The sequence below is a fragment of the Tepidibacter sp. Z1-5 genome, assembly GCF_037844525.1.
GTDB lineage: Bacteria > Bacillota > Clostridia > Peptostreptococcales > Peptostreptococcaceae > Tepidibacter_A.
Window position 1 is genome coordinate 112,757 of record NZ_JBBMMD010000002.1, and the last position, 21,706, is coordinate 134,462.

At 28.3% G+C, this 21,706-nt stretch carries 18 protein-coding genes, 1 pseudogene and 2 riboswitches; of the genes and pseudogenes, 13 read left to right on the top strand and 6 right to left on the bottom strand.

Annotated elements, in window-relative coordinates:
* Nucleotides 1-47: 47 nt before the first annotated feature.
* Together WJW32_RS00495 and WJW32_RS00500 are read right to left on the bottom strand one after the other, a co-directional pair.
* Complete coding sequence (locus WJW32_RS00495; RefSeq protein ID WP_340253393.1) at nucleotides 48-713, bottom strand: deoxynucleoside kinase; 666 nt, start codon at nucleotides 711-713, stop codon at nucleotides 48-50.
* A complete protein-coding gene (locus WJW32_RS00500; protein ID WP_340253396.1) occupies nucleotides 713-1,369 on the bottom strand; it encodes a deoxynucleoside kinase in 657 nt (218 codons plus the stop codon). Before WJW32_RS00500 ends, WJW32_RS00495 begins: the two co-directional genes overlap by 1 nt.
* A gap of 240 nt (nucleotides 1,370-1,609) precedes the next feature.
* On the opposite strand from WJW32_RS00500, the gene WJW32_RS00505 reads away from it, so the two are divergent.
* On the top strand, nucleotides 1,610-1,966 hold the full coding sequence (locus WJW32_RS00505) for a response regulator (protein WP_340253399.1): 357 nt from the start codon (nucleotides 1,610-1,612) through the stop codon (nucleotides 1,964-1,966).
* A gap of 4 nt (nucleotides 1,967-1,970) precedes the next feature.
* On the opposite strand, the gene cobT is transcribed toward WJW32_RS00505, so the two are convergent.
* Nucleotides 1,971-3,017 carry a nicotinate-nucleotide--dimethylbenzimidazole phosphoribosyltransferase gene (gene cobT / locus WJW32_RS00510; RefSeq protein ID WP_340253402.1) on the bottom strand — a complete coding sequence of 349 codons (1,047 nt, stop codon included), beginning with the start codon at nucleotides 3,015-3,017 and terminating at the stop codon, nucleotides 1,971-1,973.
* 106 nt (nucleotides 3,018-3,123) lie between these two features.
* Nucleotides 3,124-3,298, bottom strand: a riboswitch (cobalamin riboswitch).
* 133 nt (nucleotides 3,299-3,431) lie between these two features.
* Between cobT and WJW32_RS00515 the strand changes: the two genes are divergently transcribed.
* The 5 genes from WJW32_RS00515 to WJW32_RS00535 all read left to right on the top strand — a co-directional run bounded on the left by WJW32_RS00515 (nucleotide 3,432) and on the right by WJW32_RS00535 (nucleotide 9,268).
* Complete coding sequence (locus WJW32_RS00515; RefSeq protein WP_340253405.1) at nucleotides 3,432-4,310, top strand: DNA-3-methyladenine glycosylase family protein; 879 nt, start codon at nucleotides 3,432-3,434, stop codon at nucleotides 4,308-4,310.
* A 3-nt stretch (nucleotides 4,311-4,313) separates the two neighbouring features.
* Complete coding sequence (gene cls / locus WJW32_RS00520; protein ID WP_340253408.1) at nucleotides 4,314-5,804, top strand: cardiolipin synthase; 1,491 nt, start codon at nucleotides 4,314-4,316, stop codon at nucleotides 5,802-5,804.
* Nucleotides 5,805-6,039: 235 nt separating this feature from the next.
* Nucleotides 6,040-6,324 carry a co-chaperone GroES gene (gene groES / locus WJW32_RS00525; RefSeq protein WP_340253411.1) on the top strand — a complete coding sequence of 95 codons (285 nt, stop codon included), beginning with the start codon at nucleotides 6,040-6,042 and terminating at the stop codon, nucleotides 6,322-6,324.
* A gap of 35 nt (nucleotides 6,325-6,359) precedes the next feature.
* Entirely contained in the window at nucleotides 6,360-7,991 is a 1,632-nt protein-coding gene (groL, locus tag WJW32_RS00530; RefSeq protein ID WP_340253417.1) for a chaperonin GroEL, read from the top strand.
* A 71-nt stretch (nucleotides 7,992-8,062) separates the two neighbouring features.
* Nucleotides 8,063-9,268 (top strand): SpoIIE family protein phosphatase, encoded by a 1,206-nt coding sequence (locus tag WJW32_RS00535; protein WP_340253420.1) that lies wholly within the window; start codon nucleotides 8,063-8,065, stop codon nucleotides 9,266-9,268.
* Between the two features lie 17 nt (nucleotides 9,269-9,285).
* Here the strand turns inward: WJW32_RS00535 and rocF are convergent, their stop codons facing one another.
* Nucleotides 9,286-10,185, bottom strand: coding sequence for an arginase (rocF, locus tag WJW32_RS00540; protein ID WP_340253423.1), 900 nt, complete (start codon nucleotides 10,183-10,185; stop codon nucleotides 9,286-9,288).
* 156 nt (nucleotides 10,186-10,341) lie between these two features.
* On the opposite strand from rocF, the gene larB reads away from it, so the two are divergent.
* The 6 genes and pseudogenes from larB (at nucleotide 10,342) to WJW32_RS00570 (ending at nucleotide 18,543) form a co-directional block, all read left to right on the top strand.
* On the top strand, nucleotides 10,342-11,091 hold the full coding sequence (gene larB, locus WJW32_RS00545; protein ID WP_340253426.1) for a nickel pincer cofactor biosynthesis protein LarB: 750 nt from the start codon (nucleotides 10,342-10,344) through the stop codon (nucleotides 11,089-11,091).
* Nucleotides 11,092-11,159: 68 nt separating this feature from the next.
* Nucleotides 11,160-12,313 (top strand): annotated as a pseudogene (larC, locus tag WJW32_RS00550) (nickel pincer cofactor biosynthesis protein LarC).
* A gap of 95 nt (nucleotides 12,314-12,408) precedes the next feature.
* Nucleotides 12,409-12,510: riboswitch (purine riboswitch) on the top strand.
* Between the two features lie 359 nt (nucleotides 12,511-12,869).
* Complete coding sequence (guaB, locus tag WJW32_RS00555; RefSeq protein WP_340253429.1) at nucleotides 12,870-14,336, top strand: IMP dehydrogenase; 1,467 nt, start codon at nucleotides 12,870-12,872, stop codon at nucleotides 14,334-14,336.
* 1 nt (nucleotide 14,337) lies between these two features.
* The gene (gene guaA, locus WJW32_RS00560; RefSeq protein WP_340253432.1) at nucleotides 14,338-15,873 is read left to right on the top strand and encodes a glutamine-hydrolyzing GMP synthase; all 1,536 of its coding nucleotides are present in this window, start codon (nucleotides 14,338-14,340) and stop codon (nucleotides 15,871-15,873) included.
* A gap of 176 nt (nucleotides 15,874-16,049) precedes the next feature.
* Nucleotides 16,050-16,994, top strand: a complete 945-nt coding sequence (locus WJW32_RS00565) for a sensor histidine kinase (RefSeq protein ID WP_340253435.1) — start codon at nucleotides 16,050-16,052, stop codon at nucleotides 16,992-16,994.
* A 298-nt stretch (nucleotides 16,995-17,292) separates the two neighbouring features.
* The gene (locus WJW32_RS00570; protein ID WP_340253438.1) at nucleotides 17,293-18,543 is read left to right on the top strand and encodes a sensor histidine kinase; all 1,251 of its coding nucleotides are present in this window, start codon (nucleotides 17,293-17,295) and stop codon (nucleotides 18,541-18,543) included.
* Between the two features lie 16 nt (nucleotides 18,544-18,559).
* On the opposite strand, the gene WJW32_RS00575 is transcribed toward WJW32_RS00570, so the two are convergent.
* Both WJW32_RS00575 and WJW32_RS00580 read right to left on the bottom strand, forming a co-directional pair.
* A complete protein-coding gene (locus WJW32_RS00575) occupies nucleotides 18,560-18,706 on the bottom strand; it encodes a hypothetical protein (protein WP_340253440.1) in 147 nt (48 codons plus the stop codon).
* Nucleotides 18,690-19,292 carry an accessory gene regulator B family protein gene (locus tag WJW32_RS00580; RefSeq protein ID WP_340253442.1) on the bottom strand — a complete coding sequence of 201 codons (603 nt, stop codon included), beginning with the start codon at nucleotides 19,290-19,292 and terminating at the stop codon, nucleotides 18,690-18,692. Before WJW32_RS00580 ends, WJW32_RS00575 begins: the two co-directional genes overlap by 17 nt.
* A gap of 208 nt (nucleotides 19,293-19,500) precedes the next feature.
* Here WJW32_RS00580 and WJW32_RS00585 point away from each other — a divergent pair, with 208 nt between their 5' ends.
* Entirely contained in the window at nucleotides 19,501-21,177 is a 1,677-nt protein-coding gene (locus tag WJW32_RS00585; protein WP_340253445.1) for a methyl-accepting chemotaxis protein, read from the top strand.
* Nucleotides 21,178-21,706: the final 529 nt, after the last annotated feature.

The window sequence follows — 21,706 nt, forward strand, 5'->3', positions numbered from 1 at the left end:
AAGGTTAAGACTATAAAAAACTCCTAAATTGATTAGGAGTTTTTAAACTACATATTTAATATTTTTTTTATTTCATCAGCTATAATATCTAGTTGCTCAGGATTTTTTATTAAATCAACTTTATCTATATTTACATATAATATAGGTGAGTCGGTATAACTTTTAATCCAATTTTCATATCTTGAATGAAGATTTTCCCAGTATTCTCTAGGAACCCTTTTCTCCATATCTCTACCTCTTAAATTTATTCTATCTATTATAGTGTCGATAGAACCGTTTAGATATATCATAAGATTTGGTTTTTTTAAGTGAGGTATCATATCGTAAAATAAATCTCTATATGTTTCGAAGTCTCTTTTGCTCATTTTATGGTTGTCATATAAAGATTTTGCAAATATTTCAACATCTTCATATATACTTCTATCTTGTATATTATTAAATCCATTAGATGCTATTGATTTTTGCTGTTTAAATCTTTGGGCTAAAAAGTACAACTGAAGATGGAATCCCCATTTTTCTTGATCTGTATAAAAATCATCTAAATAAGGGTTGTCATCTACTTTTTCAAAGTGAGAATTTAAATTAAGTTTTTGAGATAATAACTTTGTTATAGTAGATTTACCTGCTCCTACATTTCCAGCTATAGTTATAAATATATTTTCATTTTCATCTCTAGGTATTGATGAAGTGTTATTATTTATAAGTTTTAACATTAGATGCCTCCTAAATTTTTAATGCTGTCTTCTACCTGTTCAATAATCCATTCTTTATCTTTTTGGCAGTTTATAAAATCCATGTTTGTATTATCTACATTTATTATGATTGGAGTTTTTTCACCAAAATAGTGCTTTAAAGATCTCTCATTAAAATAATACTCGTATTCTTCTCTTAGATTGTTTATATAATTTCTATCCATTTGTCTTTCAAAATTTCGATCTCTAAGGGCTATTTTTTTCATCAAAGTATCTGTACTAGAATTAAGATAAATTATTATATCTGATTGAGGTAGACCATTTACAAAAATATCATAGACTTGCTTGTATTTATGGAATTGCTTTTTGTTGAGTGTAAGACCTGCAAATATCAAATTTTTAATTATGTTATAATCACTGATTACCATAGTACCTTTTTTTAGTGAAGCCTCGATATCTTCTAATTGTTTTACTCTATTAAAGAAAAAGAATGATTCTGTTTGAAGAGCATAATCTTTAATATTAGTATAAAAATGAGATAAGAAAGGATTTTCTTCAACTATTTCTCTTAAATGATGTGAATTAAAATGAGAGTTTAGTATATTAGATAATGTAGTTTTACCAACACCTATAGGTCCTTCTATAGAAATTAAAATTCCTCTTTTTGTATTTTTCATTATTAAAATCACCTTCTAAAAATAATATGTACAATATTGTATCAAAAAAATAGTGTTAGTTCCACAATAGTAGAGCAAAAATAATATTCTAAATTATAACATATTATAATATGCTGCAGTTTATTGTTAAATTATAAAGAAATTATATACATTTGTCTAATCTATATAATCAACCTTTAATTGAATTCCAATGAAAAAAATGGTAAAATAGTTCTAGTGAAAGGTAGGAAGGGTGAAGAAATGAAGATATTAATTGTAGATGATGCGACTTTCATGAGAAATTTTCTATTTGACAATATGAAAAAATGTGGATTTGAAGTTATTGGAGAGGCTTGTGATGGAAAAGAAGCTGTTCAAAAGTATATTAAATTAAAGCCTGATCTAGTTACTATGGATATAACTATGCCAAAAATGAATGGGATAGAAGCGTTAAAAGAAATAATAAAAATTGATGAAAATGCAAAAGTTGTAATGATATCTGATATAGGTCAACATGATAAGATTATTGAAGCTATAAAAAATGGAGCGACAGACTTTATAATAAAGCCTGTACACCCAGATAGGCTAAAAGAATCATTAGAAAAGATTTTTGTATAAATAATTAAACAATACTACAGATTTCATCTCGCTTTACCATATTTTTATACATATAATTAGCAGACTCTATTATGTTAAAGGCAAGAGCTGCTCCACTTCCTTCACCAAGACGCATATTCATATAAAGCATAGGTTCTAGTTGTAGAAGTTCAAGAGCTTTACTTGTAGCCTTTTCTTTTGAAAAATGAGATGCGATCATATATTCTTTAGTTGTATTATTGAGATTGTACGCGATAATAGCAGCGGCATAAGAAATAAAACCGTCTAATACAATAGGTATATTATTACTACTTGCACTTAGTATAACACCAGCCATAGCACCTATTTCAAAACCACCTACTTTAGATAAGACATCTATAGGATCTTCTTTTATAGGGTTATTGATATGTATGGCTTTTTTTATTGTATTTGCTTTTCTTAGTATAGAATCACTGTCCAATCCGGAACCCATTCCTGTAACATCCAAAGGATTAGAATCTGTAAATACGGATATTATAGCACTAGAGGCTGACGTATTTCCTATTCCCATCTCGCCTATTCCAAGTACTGTATACCCATTGTTTATAAGTTTGTTAGATAATTCAATACCTATTTCCAGTGAACGAATAGCCTCCTCATATGTCATTGCAGGACCTTTTGCCATATTAGAAGTTCCTCTTCTTATTTTATAATCTAAAACTCCATCTATTAAATCATCACAGTTTATACCCACATCAACTGCAACTACATCTGCATTTGCAGTTTTAGCTAAACAACCTACTCCGCTAACTCCTTTTACGAAATTAGGAATTTGAAGTCTGGTAATTTCTTGAGGATCTGGAGCAATACCTTCTTCATAAATACCGTGATCAGCGGCAAATGCTAGTATAGCTTTTTTAGAAGTATCAAAGTCTGTCTTTTTATATATACCAGATAACTGCACGCATATATCTTCTAATTTTCCAAGACTTCCTACAGGCTTAAAAAAACTATCCAGTTTTTGTTGAGCTAAATCCATGTATTTTCTGTCAATTTTACTTATAGAATTAATTGTTTGATTTAAAAGCTTCATATTTTTATTTTCCCCCTTTGATATGTTTAATTAAATTATACAACTTAAAAAGTCCATATCTTTAATTTTTGGTATCAAAAATTAAAGATATGGACTTTGCCTTCATCCTTATCAAGTATACAAGGTAGGTCTCCTGACTTTGCTTCATCGCTATATCCTCCTTCCCAGAATGAACCAGTGGATATATGTATATAGCTTCACATTACAGTGGTGGGTCCGTTTAGGATTTTAACCTAATTCCCTATTATCCTATTAAAGGCACCTTGTATTAAATAGTATATTCTATATATATGAGATGAATTCCTTTTTTTACTTATTAGGAAATTATAAAATTTTAATGTGAATTTTTAAATTTAAAAACACGTTTTTTGGGTAAATTAAAAGTATAAGTACATAGTGAGGAGTGGAAAATTTATGAAAATATATGAAAAAAATAATTCGGTTGTAGTTGAAGATATAAAAGATTTTGAGCCTAAGCATATATTTGAGTGTGGTCAATGCTTTAGATGGAATGAAGAAGATGATGGATCGTATACTGGAGTAGCATTTGGTAAAATACTAAATATAAAAAAAGAAGAAAATTTAGTGTATTTTAATAATACAAATCTAGATGATTTTCATAATATATGGTATAAGTATTTTGATTTAGATAGAGATTATTTTAAAATAAAAGAAGAATTGTCTCAAATGGACAAATACTTAAATGAAGCTGTAAAGTTTGGATACGGTATAAGAATACTTAATCAAGATGAATGGGAAATATTGATATCATTTATAATATCAGCTAACAATAGGATATCTATGATAAAAAAAGCAATAGAAAATTTATCTATGAATTATGGAGAATATATAGGAGAATATAAAGGTAAAAAGCATTATGCTTTTCCATCTATTGAAAAAATGAATTCATTGACACAAGAACAGATAAGAAAATGTGGAACTGGATTTAGAGATCAGTATATAAAAGATACAGCTTTTATAATAAAAAATGATAATGAAGATATATATAAATACAAGAATTTAGATACGGATATGTGCAAGAAGGGACTTTTACAATTTTGCGGAGTTGGACCAAAGGTTGCAGATTGCATAATGTTATTCTCTATGGAAAAGTACGATACATTTCCAGTTGATGTATGGGTTAAGAGAGTTATGGAGGAATTTTATGTAGATGAAAGTCTTAGTTTAAAAAAAATAAGAGAATATGGGATAAATAAATTTTCAAATCTATCTGGATTTGCTCAACAATATCTATTTTACTATGCAAGGGAGCTTGGTATAGGAAAGAAATAGGAGGTGATTGACATAATAGACATTATAATGTGGGCACTTGGAATATTATTTACATTATCTACAATATTAGTATCATTAGTAATATTCTTGGAGAATAGAGATCCTTCTAAAACGATAGCTTGGCTGTTGCTTTTTGTAGTATTTCCAATAGGTGGTTTTATAATATATATACTCTGTGGTCAAAATGTGAGGCGTAAGAAGATATTTAAGACTCAGAAGATATTCTCAGATATAAAAGTTAGTGATTTATTCAATAATATAAAAGAATTTGATAATCTATTGTGTATAGAAAAGCAGGCTATAATGGATAATATTATATTTAATGATAGCAGTATGGATAATTCTAAGAGAGTTATGAGTTTATTACTAAATACTGGAAGAGCCCCGTTTACACTTAACAACAATATAAAGATACTAACTAATGGAAATCAAAAATTTGATGCGATGATAAAAGATTTAAAAAAAGCTAAGCACCATATACACATGGAGTATTACATTATAAAAAATTCAGATATAGGAAATAAAATAAAAAAGATATTGATAAAAAAAGCAGATGAGGGAGTAAAGGTTAGAATACTTTACGATGATGTAGGTTGTTGGAGACTTTGGTTTGATAGAAAGTTTTTTGATGATATGAGGGAGCACAATATAGAAATATATCCGTTTTTAAAATCAAAAATTCCTTTTTTAAATAGAAGGTTAAACTATAGAAACCATAGAAAAATAGCTGTAATAGATGGAAAAATAGGATATACAGGAGGTATAAATATAGGAGACGAATACTTAGGAAAAAATAAAAAATTCGGATTCTGGAGAGATACCCATATGAAGATAACCGGTGAATCGGTTTATATGTTACAGCTTACATTTTTGCTGGACTGGTATTTTGCTACCAAAAACAGAATATTCGATGGACAGTATTTTCCATCTATATCTTATAAAGGAGATAGTATAGTTCAAATAGCTGCAAGTGGTCCTGATTCTGATTGGGAGGTAATACATCAAGCTTATTTTAGTGCTATATCAAAGGCAAAAAAGAGAATATATATACAAACACCATATTTTATACCTGATGAGAGTGTATTGATGGCTTTAAAAACGGCAGCTTTAAGTGGTGTTGATGTAAGAATAATATTTCCACAAATAGCAGATCATAAAATAGTTCATCTAGCATCATCTTCATATTTTAAAGAGATATTAAGAACAGGAGGAAAAGTATACCTATACAAAAAAGGATTTATGCATTCAAAGATATTGCTAATAGATGATGACATATGCTCTGTAGGTAGTGCTAACATGGATCTTAGAAGCTTTATGATTAACTTTGAAGTAAATGGATTTATATATGATGAAAAGGTCACCAAAAGACTTGAAAAGGATTTTATGGAAGATATAAAACATAGCGAAGAGATAAAGTATGAAGATTATATAAATAGATCTGTAGTTCAAAAAATAAAAGAATCGGCGGCTAGATTATTCTCGGCTGTGTTATAAAAACAAAAATTATTCATTTTGAATGAATAATTTTTGTTTTTTTTTGTTAAGTATTTTAATTAAAGACACTATGCTACAAGATATTTACGAAAATCGATGAAAAAAGTAAATAAATACTTATTAAAAGACTTGAAATATAAGTCTAAGTTAGGTATATTATAATTATGATTAGCACTCATGCAAGGTGAGTGCTAAAAGGGAATTAATATAATATATATTACGAGGAGGGGTTATAATGAAAATCAAGCCATTAGCTGATAGAGTAGTTATAAAAAAATTAGAAGCAGAAGAAAAAACTAAAAGTGGTATAGTTTTACCTGGAAGTGCAAAGGAGCAACCACAAATGGCTGAGGTTGTAGAAGTAGGACCTGGTGGAGTTGTAGATGGAAAAGAAATTAAAATGGAAGTTAAGATTGGAGATAAGGTAATATTCTCTAAATACGCTGGAACAGAGGTTAAATTAGAAGGCGAAGAGTATACTATTTTAAAACAAAATGATATATTAGCGATTGTAGAATAGATTATCAAATTATACATAAATAGGAGGGGTTTTTAATGGCTAAGGAAATTAAATTTGCTGAACAAGCAAGACGTTCATTAGAAAAAGGAGTTAATAAACTTGCAGATACTGTAAAGGTTACTCTAGGACCGAAGGGTAGAAATGTTATATTAGATAAAAAATTTGGATCACCACTTATAACTAATGATGGTGTTACTATAGCTAAAGAGATAGAGCTTGAAGATGCTTATGAGAACATGGGTGCTCAACTTGTTAAGGAAGTTGCTACAAAAACTAATGATGTAGCAGGAGATGGAACTACTACAGCTACTGTTTTAGCTCAAGCTATAATCAGAGAAGGATTAAAGAATGTAGCTGCAGGATCTAATCCAATACTTATTAGAAAAGGAATTCAAAAGTCTGTAGAAGTTTCTGTTGCTAAATTACATGAAAATTCAAGACATATAGAGAATAAAGAATCTATAGCTCAAGTTGCTGCTATTTCTGCAGGAGATGAAGAAGTAGGTAAGCTTATAGCTGATGCCATGGAAAAAGTAGGTAAAGATGGAGTTATAACTGTTGAAGAGTCTAAGACTATGTTAACAGAGCTTGATGCAGTTGAAGGTATGCAGTTTGATAGAGGATATTTATCTCCTTACATGGTAACAGATGTTGAGAAGATGGAATCTGTTTTAGATAATCCATATATATTAATCACAGATAAGAAGATAAACAACATACAAGAAATACTACCAGTGCTTGAGCAAATAGTACAACAAGGTAAAAAACTTCTTATAATAGCTGAAGATGTAGAGGGAGAAGCTCTTGCTACTTTAGTAGTTAACAAGTTAAGAGGAACATTCGAAGTTGTAGCTATTAAAGCTCCTGGATTTGGAGATAGAAGAAAGGCTATGCTTCAAGATATAGCAATACTTACTGGTGGTCAAGTTATATCTGAAGAAGTAGGACTTGATTTAAAAGAAGCTGACTTATCTATGTTAGGTAGAGCTGCTACTGTTAAGGTTACTAAGGAAACTACTACAATAGTAGATGGAGCTGGTAATGAAGTAGAAATTAAAGATAGAGTAAATCAAATAAAAGTTCAAATAGAAGAGACATCTTCTGAGTTTGATAAAGAAAAATTACAAGAAAGACTTGCAAAGCTTTCTGGAGGAGTAGCTGTAATTAAGGTTGGAGCTGCTACTGAAACTGAGCTTAAAGAAAGAAAACTTAGAATAGAAGATGCTCTTAATGCTACAAGAGCTGCTGTTGAAGAAGGTATAGTATCAGGTGGAGGAACTGCACTTGTTAGTGTTATACCTGCGGTTGAAGAGTTAATTGAAACTCTTGAAGGAGAAGAAAAGATAGGTGCTAAGATAATAAGAAAAGCACTTGAAGAGCCATTAAAGCAAATTGCTATTAACTGTGGACTTGAAGGAGCAGTTATAGTTGAGATGGTTAAAAATTCTGATGTTGAAATTGGATTTGATGCTTTAAATGAGACTTATACTAATATGATAGAGGCTGGAATTGTAGATCCTACTAAGGTTACAAGATCAGCACTTCAAAATGCAGCATCTGTAGCTGCTGTATTCTTAACAACAGAAGCTGCTGTTGTTGATATTAAATCAGATGATCCTATGCCAGCTATGCCAGGTGGAATGGGTGGCGGAATGCCAATGATGTAATTTAAGAAGACCTTTGGGTCTTCTTTTTTTTATGTTAAAATAAGCTATGATAATTATTAGGGGGGATAGATATGAAATTATCCATAAATAAGTTAAAAGAGTCTACTGTTTTTTTAAATAATTTATTTGAAAATATAACTTCTGCTATATTTTTAGTTGATAAAAATGTTAGAATACAGGAGTTTAATGATACATTCAAGGTATTATTTAGTAAACCAGATAGCGAAATATTAAATGGACTATGTGGTAATGTTATAGGTTGTATTTATACAGTTGAAGAAAATGAAGAGTGTGGGAATACTTCAAATTGTGGGACGTGCTGTGTAAGAACGGCTATAACTAGGGCTTTTCAAGATAAGGAGAACACTTTGAAGCAGGTTATGAATAGGAATTTCTATATTAAAGGTAATTCTATAGAAAAACATCTTCAATTTACAACAAAGTATATGACCTATAATGATGAAGATATGGTACTTGTAATATTAGATGATGTAACTGAGATTGAAAATAGCAAATTAGAGCTTGAAAGAAATAATGAGATTATAAAAAAGTATAATGATAAGATAAAAAAGGAATTATCTATTGCTAGAAATGTTCAGCAAAGTCTTATACCATATAAAACTCCGATATATAATGGAGTAAAACTAACGGCAGTGTACAACCCTTTATATGAGGTTGGGGGGGATTTATATGACTTTATAAATATAGATGATGATAATGTAGGTATATTTATAAGTGATATATCTGGACATGGAATAGCTGCTGCTATGATAACTACAATGGTAAAGGCTATAATTGATAGTAGTAAAGAACTTTTGTATACACCTGATAAGTTGATGAAGAATATAAATAACAAAATATTAAATGTAGCAGAAAATATGTATCTCACAGCCTTCTATGGGGTATACAACAATAAAAGTAAAGAATTTACATATATAAGATGCTCTCATCCTTATCCGCTGCTTATAAGCGATAATAAGGTTGTTGAGATTAAAGAAAGTGAAGGAATGATGTTGGGGGTATTTGATAAATTAGAATTTAAATCACATAAAATAAAATTAAAAGAGGGCGATAAAATTTTATTCTATACAGATGGGTTAATGGAAACTAAAAATAATTTGGGGTGTGAATTTAATAATAGGGTTTTTGAAATAATAAATAGTAGATTAGATAAAAATATAAATGAGATTATAGATAATATAAATGAAGAATTGATATTATTTAAAGAAGATCAAGAGTATGAGGACGATATATGTATATTAGGGATGCAAATATAGCATCCCTAATATATTTGCTACTTTAAGTTTTCAAACATAAAGTCTATTAAGTCTATAGCTAAGTTTAAAGTTGTATTATCTTTATCTAGGTTAGGGTTGAACTCTACAAAATCTATAGATTTAACTAAATTAGATTCTAATATTTCTTTTAGTACAGTCTTAGTTTCGTCAACATCAAAACCGCTGTCTACTGGAGTGCCTGTACCTGGAACGAATTTAGAATCTATAAAGTCCATATCAAAGCTTAAGTGAACTCTGTTTATATTATTTTGCCTTAAAGTATTTATGATAGAAGATACTGTTTCTTTAAGACCTTTTGACTTCATATCTTCGGGTGAATAAACATTAAGGCTATGTTGATCTATAAGATCTGTTTCTCCTTTATCTAAGTCTCTAGCTCCTAATATAAATACATTTTTAGGGTTTACCTTTTGACCTTTGAAATATAGGTTAGTTAATTTTTCGTGACCAAATCCCATACAAGCTCCAAGTGGCATACCGTGTGTATTTCCACTTTCAGATGTTTCGTGAGTATTTATATCTCCGTGTGCATCCATCCATATAACTGCGAATTTATCATCATGCTTGCTAACGCCTGATATACTACCAAGACCTAGAGAATGATCTCCTCCAAGCATGAATGGAAAACTATTTGATTCAAGTGAAGAATAGACCATATGAGCTAGATTAGTATTTACATCTACAATAGAATCTAGATACTTCATATTAGTGTTTGATTTAAATTTATTATCATCTGTCTCTTGCTTTACATAAAGATTACCTAAATCATAAACTGTATAACCGTGCTTATTTATAATAGATTCTATACCATTATTTCTTAATAAATCAGGAGCGGTTTCAGGTCCTTTTTTATCGCATCCGTAGAATAAAGGAATTCCTATTAAATTTACATTCATCTAAAAAACCTCCTAAGTACGTTAAAAAATTTGCAAAAAGTGTGTTAAAATTATACTATATTATAATTATTACATATTTTTTACAAAAATGAAAATGACGAAAAAAATAGAATATTCAATAAGAATTGAATTATAGTTTAAAATAGAGGTGAAAAAATGGACATTAACAATTTGAAAAATCTACTTTTAAATATAAAAGAAGGAAAAGTAGATGTAGATACAGCATTAGAAGATTTAAAAACATTACCCTTTGAAGATTTGGGTTATGCTAAGATTGATCATCATAGAAGTATTAGAAATGGATATCCTGAGGTTATATATTGCGAAGGAAAGACTGATGAACATATAATAGGTATAGTAGAAAAAATGTATGAAAAAAAATCGAATATACTTGGAACTAGAGCGAAGAAAGAGACTTATGAAAAACTAAAGAAAATATATCCAAACTGCGAATATGAGGAATTAGGAAGAATTATAAAGATTCAGAATAAGCCTATAGAAAATATAGGGAAGGGAACAATAGTAGTAGTTACAGGAGGAACATCTGATATACCTGTAGCGGATGAAGCTTATCATACAGCTAAATTCTTGGGAAATGAGGTTGAAAGACTTTATGATGTTGGAGTTGCTGGAATTCATAGACTTTTAAATAATAGGGATGTTTTAATGAAGGCTAGGGTTATAATTGCGGTAGCTGGAATGGAAGGAGCTCTTCCTAGTGTTGTAGGAGGACTTGTAGATGTTCCTGTAATAGCAGTTCCTACATCTGTAGGATACGGAGCTAATTTCAATGGATTATCGGCACTTCTTACTATGTTAAATAGTTGTGCTTCTGGAATATCTGTTGTAAATATAGACAATGGATTCGGAGCTGGATATCTTTCTAGCATGATAAATAAATTATAACGTTTAAAGGAGAAGACAAAATGGAAAGAATACTTTACTTTGACTGTATATGTGGTGTTTCAGGGGATATGACTCTTGCAGCACTTTTGGATTTAGGACTTGATAAAGATAAATTTTTAACGGAAATCAACAAACTTAATATGAATGATGAGTTTGAGATTGTTATAAAAAATAAACAGGAAAATGGAATAAATGGTACTAATGTTTGTGTAAATATAAAGGAACATACACATGAGCATCACCATGATGGGCATCACCACCATCATCATAGACATTTAAGTGATATACATAAGATAATAGATGATGCTGATATTACTGATAAGGCTAAAGAAATAGCTAAAGATATATTTATGCAAGTAGCTACAGCAGAGGCAAAGGTTCATAATAGTACAATTGATAAGGTTCATTTTCATGAAGTTGGGGCAACTGACTCTATAGTTGATATAGTTGGAACTGCTATACTTATAGACATGCTTGAGGTAGATAAAATATACTGTTCATCAGTTCCCCTTGGAAGTGGATTTGTAAAGTGTGATCATGGAATAATACCAGTTCCTGCACCAGCTACAGTTGAAATATTAAAAGAAGCTAAGGTTAAGATAAACTCGGTAAAAGGGGAGACAACTACTCCAACGGGAGCGGCTATTGTTAAAACTCTAAGTGACGAATTTTTAGATGATATAGAATTTGAGATAGATTCGATAGGTTATGGAATGGGAGATAAGAAGTTTGAAATACCTAATATGTTAAGACTTATACTTGGTCAAAAAAAAAAGAGAGCATAGTATATGAGATAAATGCTAATATAGATGATATGAACTCAGAGATATATTCTTATCTATATGAAAAAATACTTAATATGGGTGCTTTAGATATCTATACTCAAAGTATTTATATGAAAAAGAATAGGCCAGCAGTTAAATTGTCTGTATTATGTGAAAAAGAAAATTTAAATAAAACAATAGAATTTATATTAAAAGAAACTACAACATTTGGTATTAGGTTTAATGAATTAAAAAGAGAAACTTTAGATAGAAAATTTATAAATTTAAAAACAACTTATGGTAATATATCTATAAAAATTGCATATTATAAAGATAAAATAATAAAATATACACCGGAATATGAAGAATGTAAAATAATAGCTCAAAAGTATAATATTACATTAAAAGATGTGTATGATAATATAAATTATGAAGTGAAAAAGTATTTAAACATTTGATGATAGAATTTATCAAACGACAGAAAATTTGGAAAATGCTGATGTATATTAAAATTTATTGACAATAAAAAAAATATTTGATAAATTATATAGCATAAGTTAAAATAAGATTCACTCATATATACTCAGTGATATGGACTGAGAGTATCTACCGGGGGACCTTAAAACTCCTGACTATGCGTGATTATTTATAGGTTATTTATTTATAAAGAAGTGGGTTTGTAGGCTGAGAGTATCCCTATGGGTTTGCTTATTAAATAAATATAGATATACAAGGACCTATATAATAATTTCGCTTTATAGAAATTATTATATAAGTCCTTGTTTTTTTATGCTAATAGCATTATAAAAAATGATATTGTGGGTAACTTAGATTAAGAAACTACAATTTCAACTATTTTGAGCAACGGAGTCCGTAGAACTCGTTGGCGGCATGAGTCAATGCGGTAGCATTAGACGAATTTTTTTTACCTAAAAACATACATGAAAAGATTCAAATAAGAGACGTATTAGTTCTCTTATTTTTTTAAAATATACTAATCGAGGAGGATTTAAAATGAGTAAAATTGTAAAAGAAGGGTTAACTTTTGATGATGTATTATTAATTCCTCAAAAATCGGATGTACTGCCAAGTGATGTAGATTTATCTACATATCTTACTAAAAAAATAAAATTAAATATACCTTTAATGAGTGCGGGGATGGATACAGTAACTGAATCTAAGATGGCTATAGCCATGGCAAGAGAAGGTGGAATCGGAATAATCCATAAAAATATGACTATAAAAGAACAAGCTTTAGAGGTTGATAAGGTTAAAAGAAGTGAGCATGGATTGATAGTAGATCCTTTTTATTTAAGTAAGGAACATACTATAAAAGATGCAGATGAATTAATGGGAAGATACAAAATATCTGGTGTACCAATAGTAGATAATGATAATAAATTAATAGGTATAATAACTAATAGAGATATAAGATTTGAAGAAGATTTTTCTGAACAAATAAAAAATGTTATGACTAAAAAAGAAGATTTAATAATAGCAAAAGAAGGAACTTCTCTTGAAGAAGCTCAAAATATACTAAGAAAAAATAAAATAGAAAAACTTCCTATAATAGATGAAGAAGGTTATTTAAAAGGACTTATAACTATAAAAGATATAGAAAGAAAAGTAAAATATCCTAATTCAGCTAAAGATTCAGGAGGAAGACTATTATGTGGAGCGGCCATAGGAATAACTCACGATATGATGGATAGAGTAGATGCTTTAGTACAAGCTAAGGTTGATGTTGTAACTCTAGATACAGCTCACGGACATTCAAAAGGAGTTATAGAAGGAGTTAAAAAGATAAAATCAAAATATCCAGATCTTCAAGTTATAGCTGGAAACGTAGCAACTTATGAAGCTACAGAAGAATTAATACAAGCTGGTGCAGACTGTGTGAAAGTAGGTATAGGACCAGGATCTATATGTACAACAAGAGTAGTAGCTGGAATTGGAGTTCCTCAAGTAACAGCTATAATGGATTGTTATGAGGCTGCTAAAAAATATGGTGTTCCAATAATAGCAGATGGAGGAATAAAGTACTCAGGTGATGTAGTTAAGGCTATTGCTGCTGGAGGATCTGTTGTAATGATGGGATCTATGTTTGCTGGAACAGAAGAAAGTCCAGGAGAGAATATAATATATAAAGGAAGATCTTTTAAAGCTTATAGAGGAATGGGATCTATCGGAGCTATGGAACAAGGATCTAAAGATAGATACTTCCAAACGGGATCTAGAAAATTAGTACCTGAAGGTATTGAAGGAATGGTAGCTTACAAGGGAAATGTTGAAGATATATTATTCCAATTAGCAGGAGGAATAAGATCTGGTATGGGATATTGTGGAGCACCTACTATAGATAAATTAATGGAAAATGGTAAATTCACAAAGATAACAGGAGCAGGACTTAAAGAAAGTCATCCTCATGATGTAACTATAACTAAAGAAGCGCCAAATTACAGTGCACAAGGAGAGAATTAATATGGAAAAAGAATTAGTATTAATAGTTGACTTTGGAGGTCAATACAACCAACTTATAGCTAGAAGAGTTAGAGATTGCAATGTATATTGTGAAATAATTCCATATACTTATTCTCTAGAAAAAATAAAAGCAAAAAATCCTAAAGGTATAATATTTACAGGAGGACCTTCAAGTGTATATGCAGAGGGTGCACCTAAAATATCTAAAGAAATATTCGAAATGAATATACCTATACTTGGAATATGCTATGGAGCTCAAATTATGTCTCATACTCTAGGCGGTAATGTTAAAAGAGGAGATAAAAGAGAGTACGGAAAAACTGAAATAAACTACAAAGAGAGCTTAATATTTAAAGGGGTAGACTCTAAAAATATAACTTGGATGAGTCATACAGACTTAATAGATAAGGCACCAGAAGGTTTTGAAATAATTGCACACACTAATGATTGTCCTGTTGCTGCAATTCAAAATGAAGAAAAGAAATTATATGGAGTACAATTCCATCCAGAGGTTGAACACTCTATACAAGGAAATGAAATAATAAAGAATTTCTTATTTGAAGTATGTAAATTAAGTGGTAGTTGGACTATGGATTCTTTTGTAGATCAAAAGATAAAGGAAATAAAAGAAAAAGTAGGAGACAAAAAAGTATTATGTGCTTTAAGTGGAGGAGTAGACAGCTCAGTTGCTGCAGTATTAGTTCACAAGGCTATAGGAGATAATCTTACTTGTATATTTGTAGACCACGGCTTACTTAGAAAGAACGAAGGAGATCAAGTAGAGCAGATATTTAGAAAAGAGTTCAACATGAACTTAATAAGAGTTAACGTACAAGATAGATTCTTAGGAAAATTATCAGGAGTATCTGAGCCAGAGGCTAAGAGAAAAATAATCGGAGAAGAATTTATAAGAGTATTTGAAGAAGAGTCTAATAAATTAGGAAAAATGGACTTTTTAGTTCAAGGAACTATATATCCTGATGTTATAGAAAGTGGAGCAGGTGAAAGTGGAGCTTCTACTATAAAATCTCACCATAACGTAGGTGGAATACCTGAAGATATAGAGTTTGAAATAATAGAGCCTTTAAGAGAATTATTCAAGGATGAGGTTAGAAGATTAGGTCTTGAACTTGAAATTCCTGAATATCTAATATTTAGACATCCGTTCCCAGGTCCAGGACTTGGAATAAGAGTTATAGGAGAAGTTACTAAGGAAAAGCTTGATATATTAAGAGAAGCTGATGATATATACATGCAAGAACTTAAAAATAATGATTTATACGATAAAATATGGCAAGCATTTGCAACATTACCAGATGTTAAGACTGTAGGAGTTATGGGAGACGAAAGAACATATGCTTACTTAGTAGGAATAAGAGCTGTTACGTCTTCTGATGGAATGACATCTGACTGGTACAAGATGCCTTATGATGTACTTGAAAAAATATCTAGTAGAATAGTTAATGAAGTTGACGGAGTTAATAGAGTTGTTTATGATATAACTTCTAAACCTCCAGGAACTATAGAGTGGGAATAAAAAATAGATAGCCATTGGCTATCTATTTTTTTATCAATAAAGAAATTATATAATTTTATTTTAATTATTTAGAAAAGCACATTAATACAAATTTCGTCAAGGAATATTTACATATAATTTAAAAGAGAATATAATATATACGGATATACTACTAACAACATTATTAGGAGGACTAAATGCATGATGTTTGTTTATTTATTGTAATAATCTTATGTGCATATTTATTTTTGTTTGTAGTTAAAATAGTAGCAGATTACAAGCATTATAATAAATTTTATAAAATTAATAAGTATGATATGGGTAAAGCATTTTGGATATACATTGCGTTTTTAATGATGGTTTTTATAGTAATAATATACTACTATGAAAACATAGATAAAAATCTAGATAAGTTTATAATATTTTTTATACTGTTATTTATATGTTGTTCACTTTTAAGTTATTTTATATATTTAGTATTAGATAAGCTGTATAAGGAAAAAAGCCAAAAGAAAGATATTCAGTTATATGCTAATATGATAGAGGAATCTCTTGAGAATATGAGATCATTTAAGCATGATTATAGAAATATGTTAATGTGTATAAGTGGTTATATAGCTAGTAAGAATATGGAAGGATTAGAGAAATACTTCTATGAAAATCTAGTTAATGATAAATATATAAACAACAATATGTACGGTATTATAAATATAAAGAATATACCTCTTAAAGGTTTGATAAATGTAAAAGCATCAAAGGCGAGTTCTCTAGGAATTGATTTTAATTTGAATATAGAAAATTATATAGAAGATTTTATTTTAAAAGAAGTTGATATATGTAAGATACTTGGAATACTAATAGATAATGCTATAGAGGCTAGTGTAGAATCTAAAGAAAAGATAATATATATTAATATTAATGAAGATGATGAAAAAATAATTATAGAAATTTCAAATTCATATAAATTAGAACCCGATTTAAATAATATATTTGTAAAAGGGTATTCTACAAAAGGTAGAAACAGAGGATTAGGCCTTGACATAATTAAGAAAATAAAAGATAAACAGTATCCAAATATGAATATTTATACGGATATGAGAGACGCTTTATTTAATCAAAAAATAATTATAGATAAAAAGTAGCGATGGTTTCAACCATCGCTACTTTTTATTTATAAAGAAATTAAAATATTTTTAACTTGTTAATAATATTTATAAGTTATTAAAAGTAGCTGCTATTTTAAGTAGATTTTTATTTAATATATGAATTGAAATTTAAATAAAATTAATTAACACCAAAATATAGAAAAATATTGTCGTATAGTGTAAAATATAAAATAAAGATAAATATGGACGAATTTCAAATAAATAACAAAATGTCGTACATTACAAATTTGTAAAGGACTGATGAATAAAAATGATTAGTTTATGTGATTTTATAATGACTAGTTTATTTAGCTACTTTTTTATATATATATTCAAAAAATTAGACGATTATAGAGAAAATAATGTAGGATTAGAAATAAAATGGGTATTGTTAATATCATTAATAGATTTTATTTTGAATCTAATAGCTGTTAAGCCTATAAAACTTGGAGTATATTATATACTTTTAGAGGTAGCCATATATTATATAATAAGAAAAAAGAAATATGATTTTTTCTTATCTTATATTTTAACCTTTTGGGTAGTTCAGATAGCAGATATATGTATAGGACTCTTTTTGTATAAAAGTAATATGGTACCGAAAGTTTTAAGTGAAAATATATATTTTAATATAATAGGATCAATGGTATTAGTAATTGGTATGTCTATATTACTAAGCAATATATTATTAAAATTTAGAGAAATAAATAAATATTTAGTTATGGAAGAAGAAAAATTTCTTTGGGTATATATAAATATTTTTATATTAGTATATATGACTTATATACATATGTATAGCGGTGCAGAAAGTATGCAAAATATAATAACTGTTACATTTGTACTGTTATTTTTCCTTTTTATGAGTTACATAATATTTATGATAATAAATAAATTAGATATTGAAAAAAGCGAAAAAAAATATATACAAATATACAATAATATTATAGAAGAATCTTTGGATAATATGAGGGAGTATAAGCATGACCAAAACAATATAATATTATCTATTGGAGGATTTTTAGCTAAAGAGGATATGGAAGGTTTGAAGAAATATTTTTATGAAGATATATGTAAAAATCAAAAGATAAACAATAAGAAACTATATGGACTTAATAAGATAAAGAACAGTCCAATAAAAGGATTGCTAAATTTTAAAATTGCAAAGGCTATTTCAAATAAAATAAATATAAATATAGATATAAACGATAACATAAGTGATTTTTTCGTTAAGGATATAGATATGTGCAGAATACTTGGAATACTACTTGATAATGCAATGGAAGCAAGTACTGAATCAGATGAAAAAATATTAAATATGGAAATATCAAATGAAGACTCTAAGATATATATAAATATATCAAATTCATTTAAAAAGATACCGGATATTGATAAAATATTTGATAAAGGATACTCAACTAAAGGAGAAAATAGAGGCTTAGGTCTTAATACTGTAAAGAAATTATCACAAACTAAGTATACTAATATGTATATAAATACAAAAATAGAATACGATTTATTCAAAGTGGAGCTTACATTAAAAAAATAGAACAACAGAAGTTGTTCTATTTTTTTAATAGAGATTTTGGAGCTATAGGCTCTTCAAAAAGACCTCGGCTACAACAAAATCCGATAGACGTAGTAGCTAAGAAAAAAGCAAAACTAAATATAAGGGTAGATAATATAGTTTTTAACTTATTTGAAATCTTCATAATTTCTATACCTCCTGTTAAATATTTTATATGTAATTGGGTGTATAGCTATACACTCTAATAACAACACAAATAAGAATATATTAGACAGTATTTGAGTAGGGTAAATTAAAGATATAATGATGTATATAATTCCAACTAGAATAGAGGATTTTTTTTTCTTTTTTCTAGTTAATGCATTAAGTAAAGGTCGTTGTTCTGTATCGGCTGGAGCGTATTTATATAGTATATATAGCATTAATATAGATAGAAATAGTTTAATGATTATATGAAGTAATAATATCTTTGATATATAAACAACACTAAAAAATGATATACAGCTATAAAAAAGACATAATTTCCCGTTTTTCATATGTATCCCATGTGCATTACTTCTGATAAATCCGAATAATAGATAACTTAAAATACTGTACTTAAATATACCTAAAAAATAAGCAAGTCCTAAAAATATAGGAAGTTTGTAAAGCTCCATTAAGAAAAGATTTAGACCGTATTTAGCAATTTCTAAATCATCTTCAGATTTGTTTTTGATATAGGGTTTTATTGAATCTAATATAGTATCGGTTGTTTTGTAAATAAAACTCATAATTAACACCTTTCTTTTGTATATTATAAATTATAACAATTAAATCCAAAAAATTCAAATATTTATAAAGTTAGGAATATAAATCAAAAATAGTAAAATACATTAATATCCATTAATGTATAAATAATATATATTTTGCAGGAAATATATATTTACATGTCGAATAATGGTTAAAGTATAATATATACATAGGGGGGGTTGCTTTACAATGGCAGTGAAAATGACAAAAAGAACGCTAAAAAATAAAATTACAACGGTCTCACTTTTATTATTTGGAATATTATTATTTTTTAGCACTTGCGTAAGTAAAGAATTAATTGAAAATAAAATGACTGATGCATTTTTAGAAAAGGGAGTCGAACAAGTTCAAGAAATAGCATATCAAGCAGAATTTATTTTAAAATCAGATGAAGATTATATAGAAAATCTACAGGAATTTGTAGAGAAAAAAGCACTCCAAAATAATATAGCATATGCAATTATTATAGATACTAATGTTACTGCTATAGCTCACAGTGATAAGCAAAAAATAGGAAAAGTATATGAAGATGAATATACAATTGATGGTTGTAAAAATGGGAATATAAAAACATCAAAATTTTATGCAGATGTTCAAAGAATTTGGACCTATGATATTATGGTTCCGATATATAAAAATAATGAATTATTAGGAGTTGTGGATATAGGTATACCTGAAAGTGGAATTAAAAAAATTATTAATAGTTTCTTAATTACTCAGATAATAACAACTATAGTTAGTTTCATTTTAATTGGTATATTAATGATTATTATATTTGGTAAAGTATTTAATCCTTTAGATAAATTAGTTAATCTTATAAATAGAACTAGTGAACTTGATTTAGAAGATGATGATACTTATAAAAAATTAACTAGTAATAATGATGAAATTGGAAGAATAACTCTATCGATTTTAGATATGCGAAGTAAAATAGCTGACATAGTTGCTTCAATAAAAAAATCATCATACACTGTTAATGAAGCATCACAACATCTTTCTCAAATATCACAACAGACTTTAAACTCAAATAATGAAATATCCATAACTATTGAAGAAATAAGCAAAGCAACAGAAGCACAAGCTATAGATACAGAAAGTAGTTTAACAAAAATAACTGAATTATCTTCAGAAATAGATAAAATATTAAAAATAAGTAATGATATATCAAGTATGATTATTGAAACTGATACATTAAATGACAAAGGACTAGAAAACATAAAAGATCTAATTGAATCTACTATAAAAAACAAAGAAATTTCAAACAACGTTAAAAATATTGTTGTAGATATGGATCAGAACTCTCAACAAATTACAGGTATTGTAGATACTATAACATCTATTGCATCTCAAACTAACTTATTAGCTTTAAATGCTTCTATAGAATCAGCTAGAGCTGGTGAAGCTGGAAAGGGATTTGCAGTAGTTGCTGATGAAATCAGAAAGTTAGCAGAACAAACTTCTAAATCTACAGAAGAAATAAAAAATCAAATTAGCAGTATTAAAGAAAAATCTAGTTTAGCTGTTTCTGAAATAGAAAATAATGTAGCTATAGTTGAACAAAATAATGATAATGTAAATAAAACAGAAGAGGCATTTAGTCAAATTTCAAAAGCACTCAATGAATTAAAATCTAAAACGAATGATGTTTTGGATTTTAGCAAAAGCATAAAGAATAATAAAGATAATGTGGTAGCGTCTATACAAAATATATCTGCAGTATCAGAAGAAACTTCTGCTAGTACTGAACAAATAGCTGCTGCATTAGAAGAATCTGTGAACAATATAGAGGGATTATCAAATCGTGCAACAGATTTAAGCGGACTTTCAGATCTTTTACAATCTGAAATAGATAAGTTTAAATTATAAAAAATTAACGGGTACTTAAGCAAAAAATGATACTTATTAAAATACCGCTACTTGGTCAATCTTTTAATAAAACTAAAGATTACGCCTTATGAAATATCCTAAAACTTCTAAACTTCCTACTGTCAGACAACGAAGTTTCTTAACGTATATTTCAACGGCATAATCTGAGCTTTATAGTAAAATATTAACAGAAAAGTAGCTAACATTTCAATAAGCATCATTTTTTTATTATTTGTAAGATGGTTCTAAGTAACATAAAAGTTATGAAGTATGTTAATGATATTTTTAGTATAGAAAGGATACTATGATGTACATTATCAAAAAAAAGTAAAGCTATGAGCATCCCTATCCATCCCAAAAAATACAGTTTAAATGATTTAAAATACATAATATAAATTTATTCTCCTTTTATTTCTTTTTCTTTTTAAAAATATCACTCCAAGATATAAATTCAAAAAAAGTAATAGGAGGAGATTCTAATAAAAGAATAAAACTCATAATTATCATAGGAATAGAAATGAGTATCCAA

Coding starts and splice junctions, on each gene's coding strand:
- WJW32_RS00495 (WP_340253393.1), bottom strand. CDS start 713: ATGTTAAAACTTATAAATAATAACACTTCATCAATACCTAGAGATGAA.
- WJW32_RS00500 (WP_340253396.1), bottom strand. CDS start 1,369: ATGAAAAATACAAAAAGAGGAATTTTAATTTCTATAGAAGGACCTATA.
- WJW32_RS00505 (WP_340253399.1), top strand. CDS start 1,610: ATGAAGATATTAATTGTAGATGATGCGACTTTCATGAGAAATTTTCTA.
- cobT (WP_340253402.1), bottom strand. CDS start 3,017: ATGAAGCTTTTAAATCAAACAATTAATTCTATAAGTAAAATTGACAGA.
- WJW32_RS00515 (WP_340253405.1), top strand. CDS start 3,432: ATGAAAATATATGAAAAAAATAATTCGGTTGTAGTTGAAGATATAAAA.
- groES (WP_340253411.1), top strand. CDS start 6,040: ATGAAAATCAAGCCATTAGCTGATAGAGTAGTTATAAAAAAATTAGAA.
- groL (WP_340253417.1), top strand. CDS start 6,360: ATGGCTAAGGAAATTAAATTTGCTGAACAAGCAAGACGTTCATTAGAA.
- WJW32_RS00535 (WP_340253420.1), top strand. CDS start 8,063: ATGAAATTATCCATAAATAAGTTAAAAGAGTCTACTGTTTTTTTAAAT.
- rocF (WP_340253423.1), bottom strand. CDS start 10,185: ATGAATGTAAATTTAATAGGAATTCCTTTATTCTACGGATGCGATAAA.
- larB (WP_340253426.1), top strand. CDS start 10,342: ATGGACATTAACAATTTGAAAAATCTACTTTTAAATATAAAAGAAGGA.
- guaB (WP_340253429.1), top strand. CDS start 12,870: ATGAGTAAAATTGTAAAAGAAGGGTTAACTTTTGATGATGTATTATTA.
- guaA (WP_340253432.1), top strand. CDS start 14,338: ATGGAAAAAGAATTAGTATTAATAGTTGACTTTGGAGGTCAATACAAC.
- WJW32_RS00565 (WP_340253435.1), top strand. CDS start 16,050: ATGCATGATGTTTGTTTATTTATTGTAATAATCTTATGTGCATATTTA.
- WJW32_RS00570 (WP_340253438.1), top strand. CDS start 17,293: ATGACTAGTTTATTTAGCTACTTTTTTATATATATATTCAAAAAATTA.
- WJW32_RS00575 (WP_340253440.1), bottom strand. CDS start 18,706: ATGAAGATTTCAAATAAGTTAAAAACTATATTATCTACCCTTATATTT.
- WJW32_RS00580 (WP_340253442.1), bottom strand. CDS start 19,292: ATGAGTTTTATTTACAAAACAACCGATACTATATTAGATTCAATAAAA.
- WJW32_RS00585 (WP_340253445.1), top strand. CDS start 19,501: ATGGCAGTGAAAATGACAAAAAGAACGCTAAAAAATAAAATTACAACG.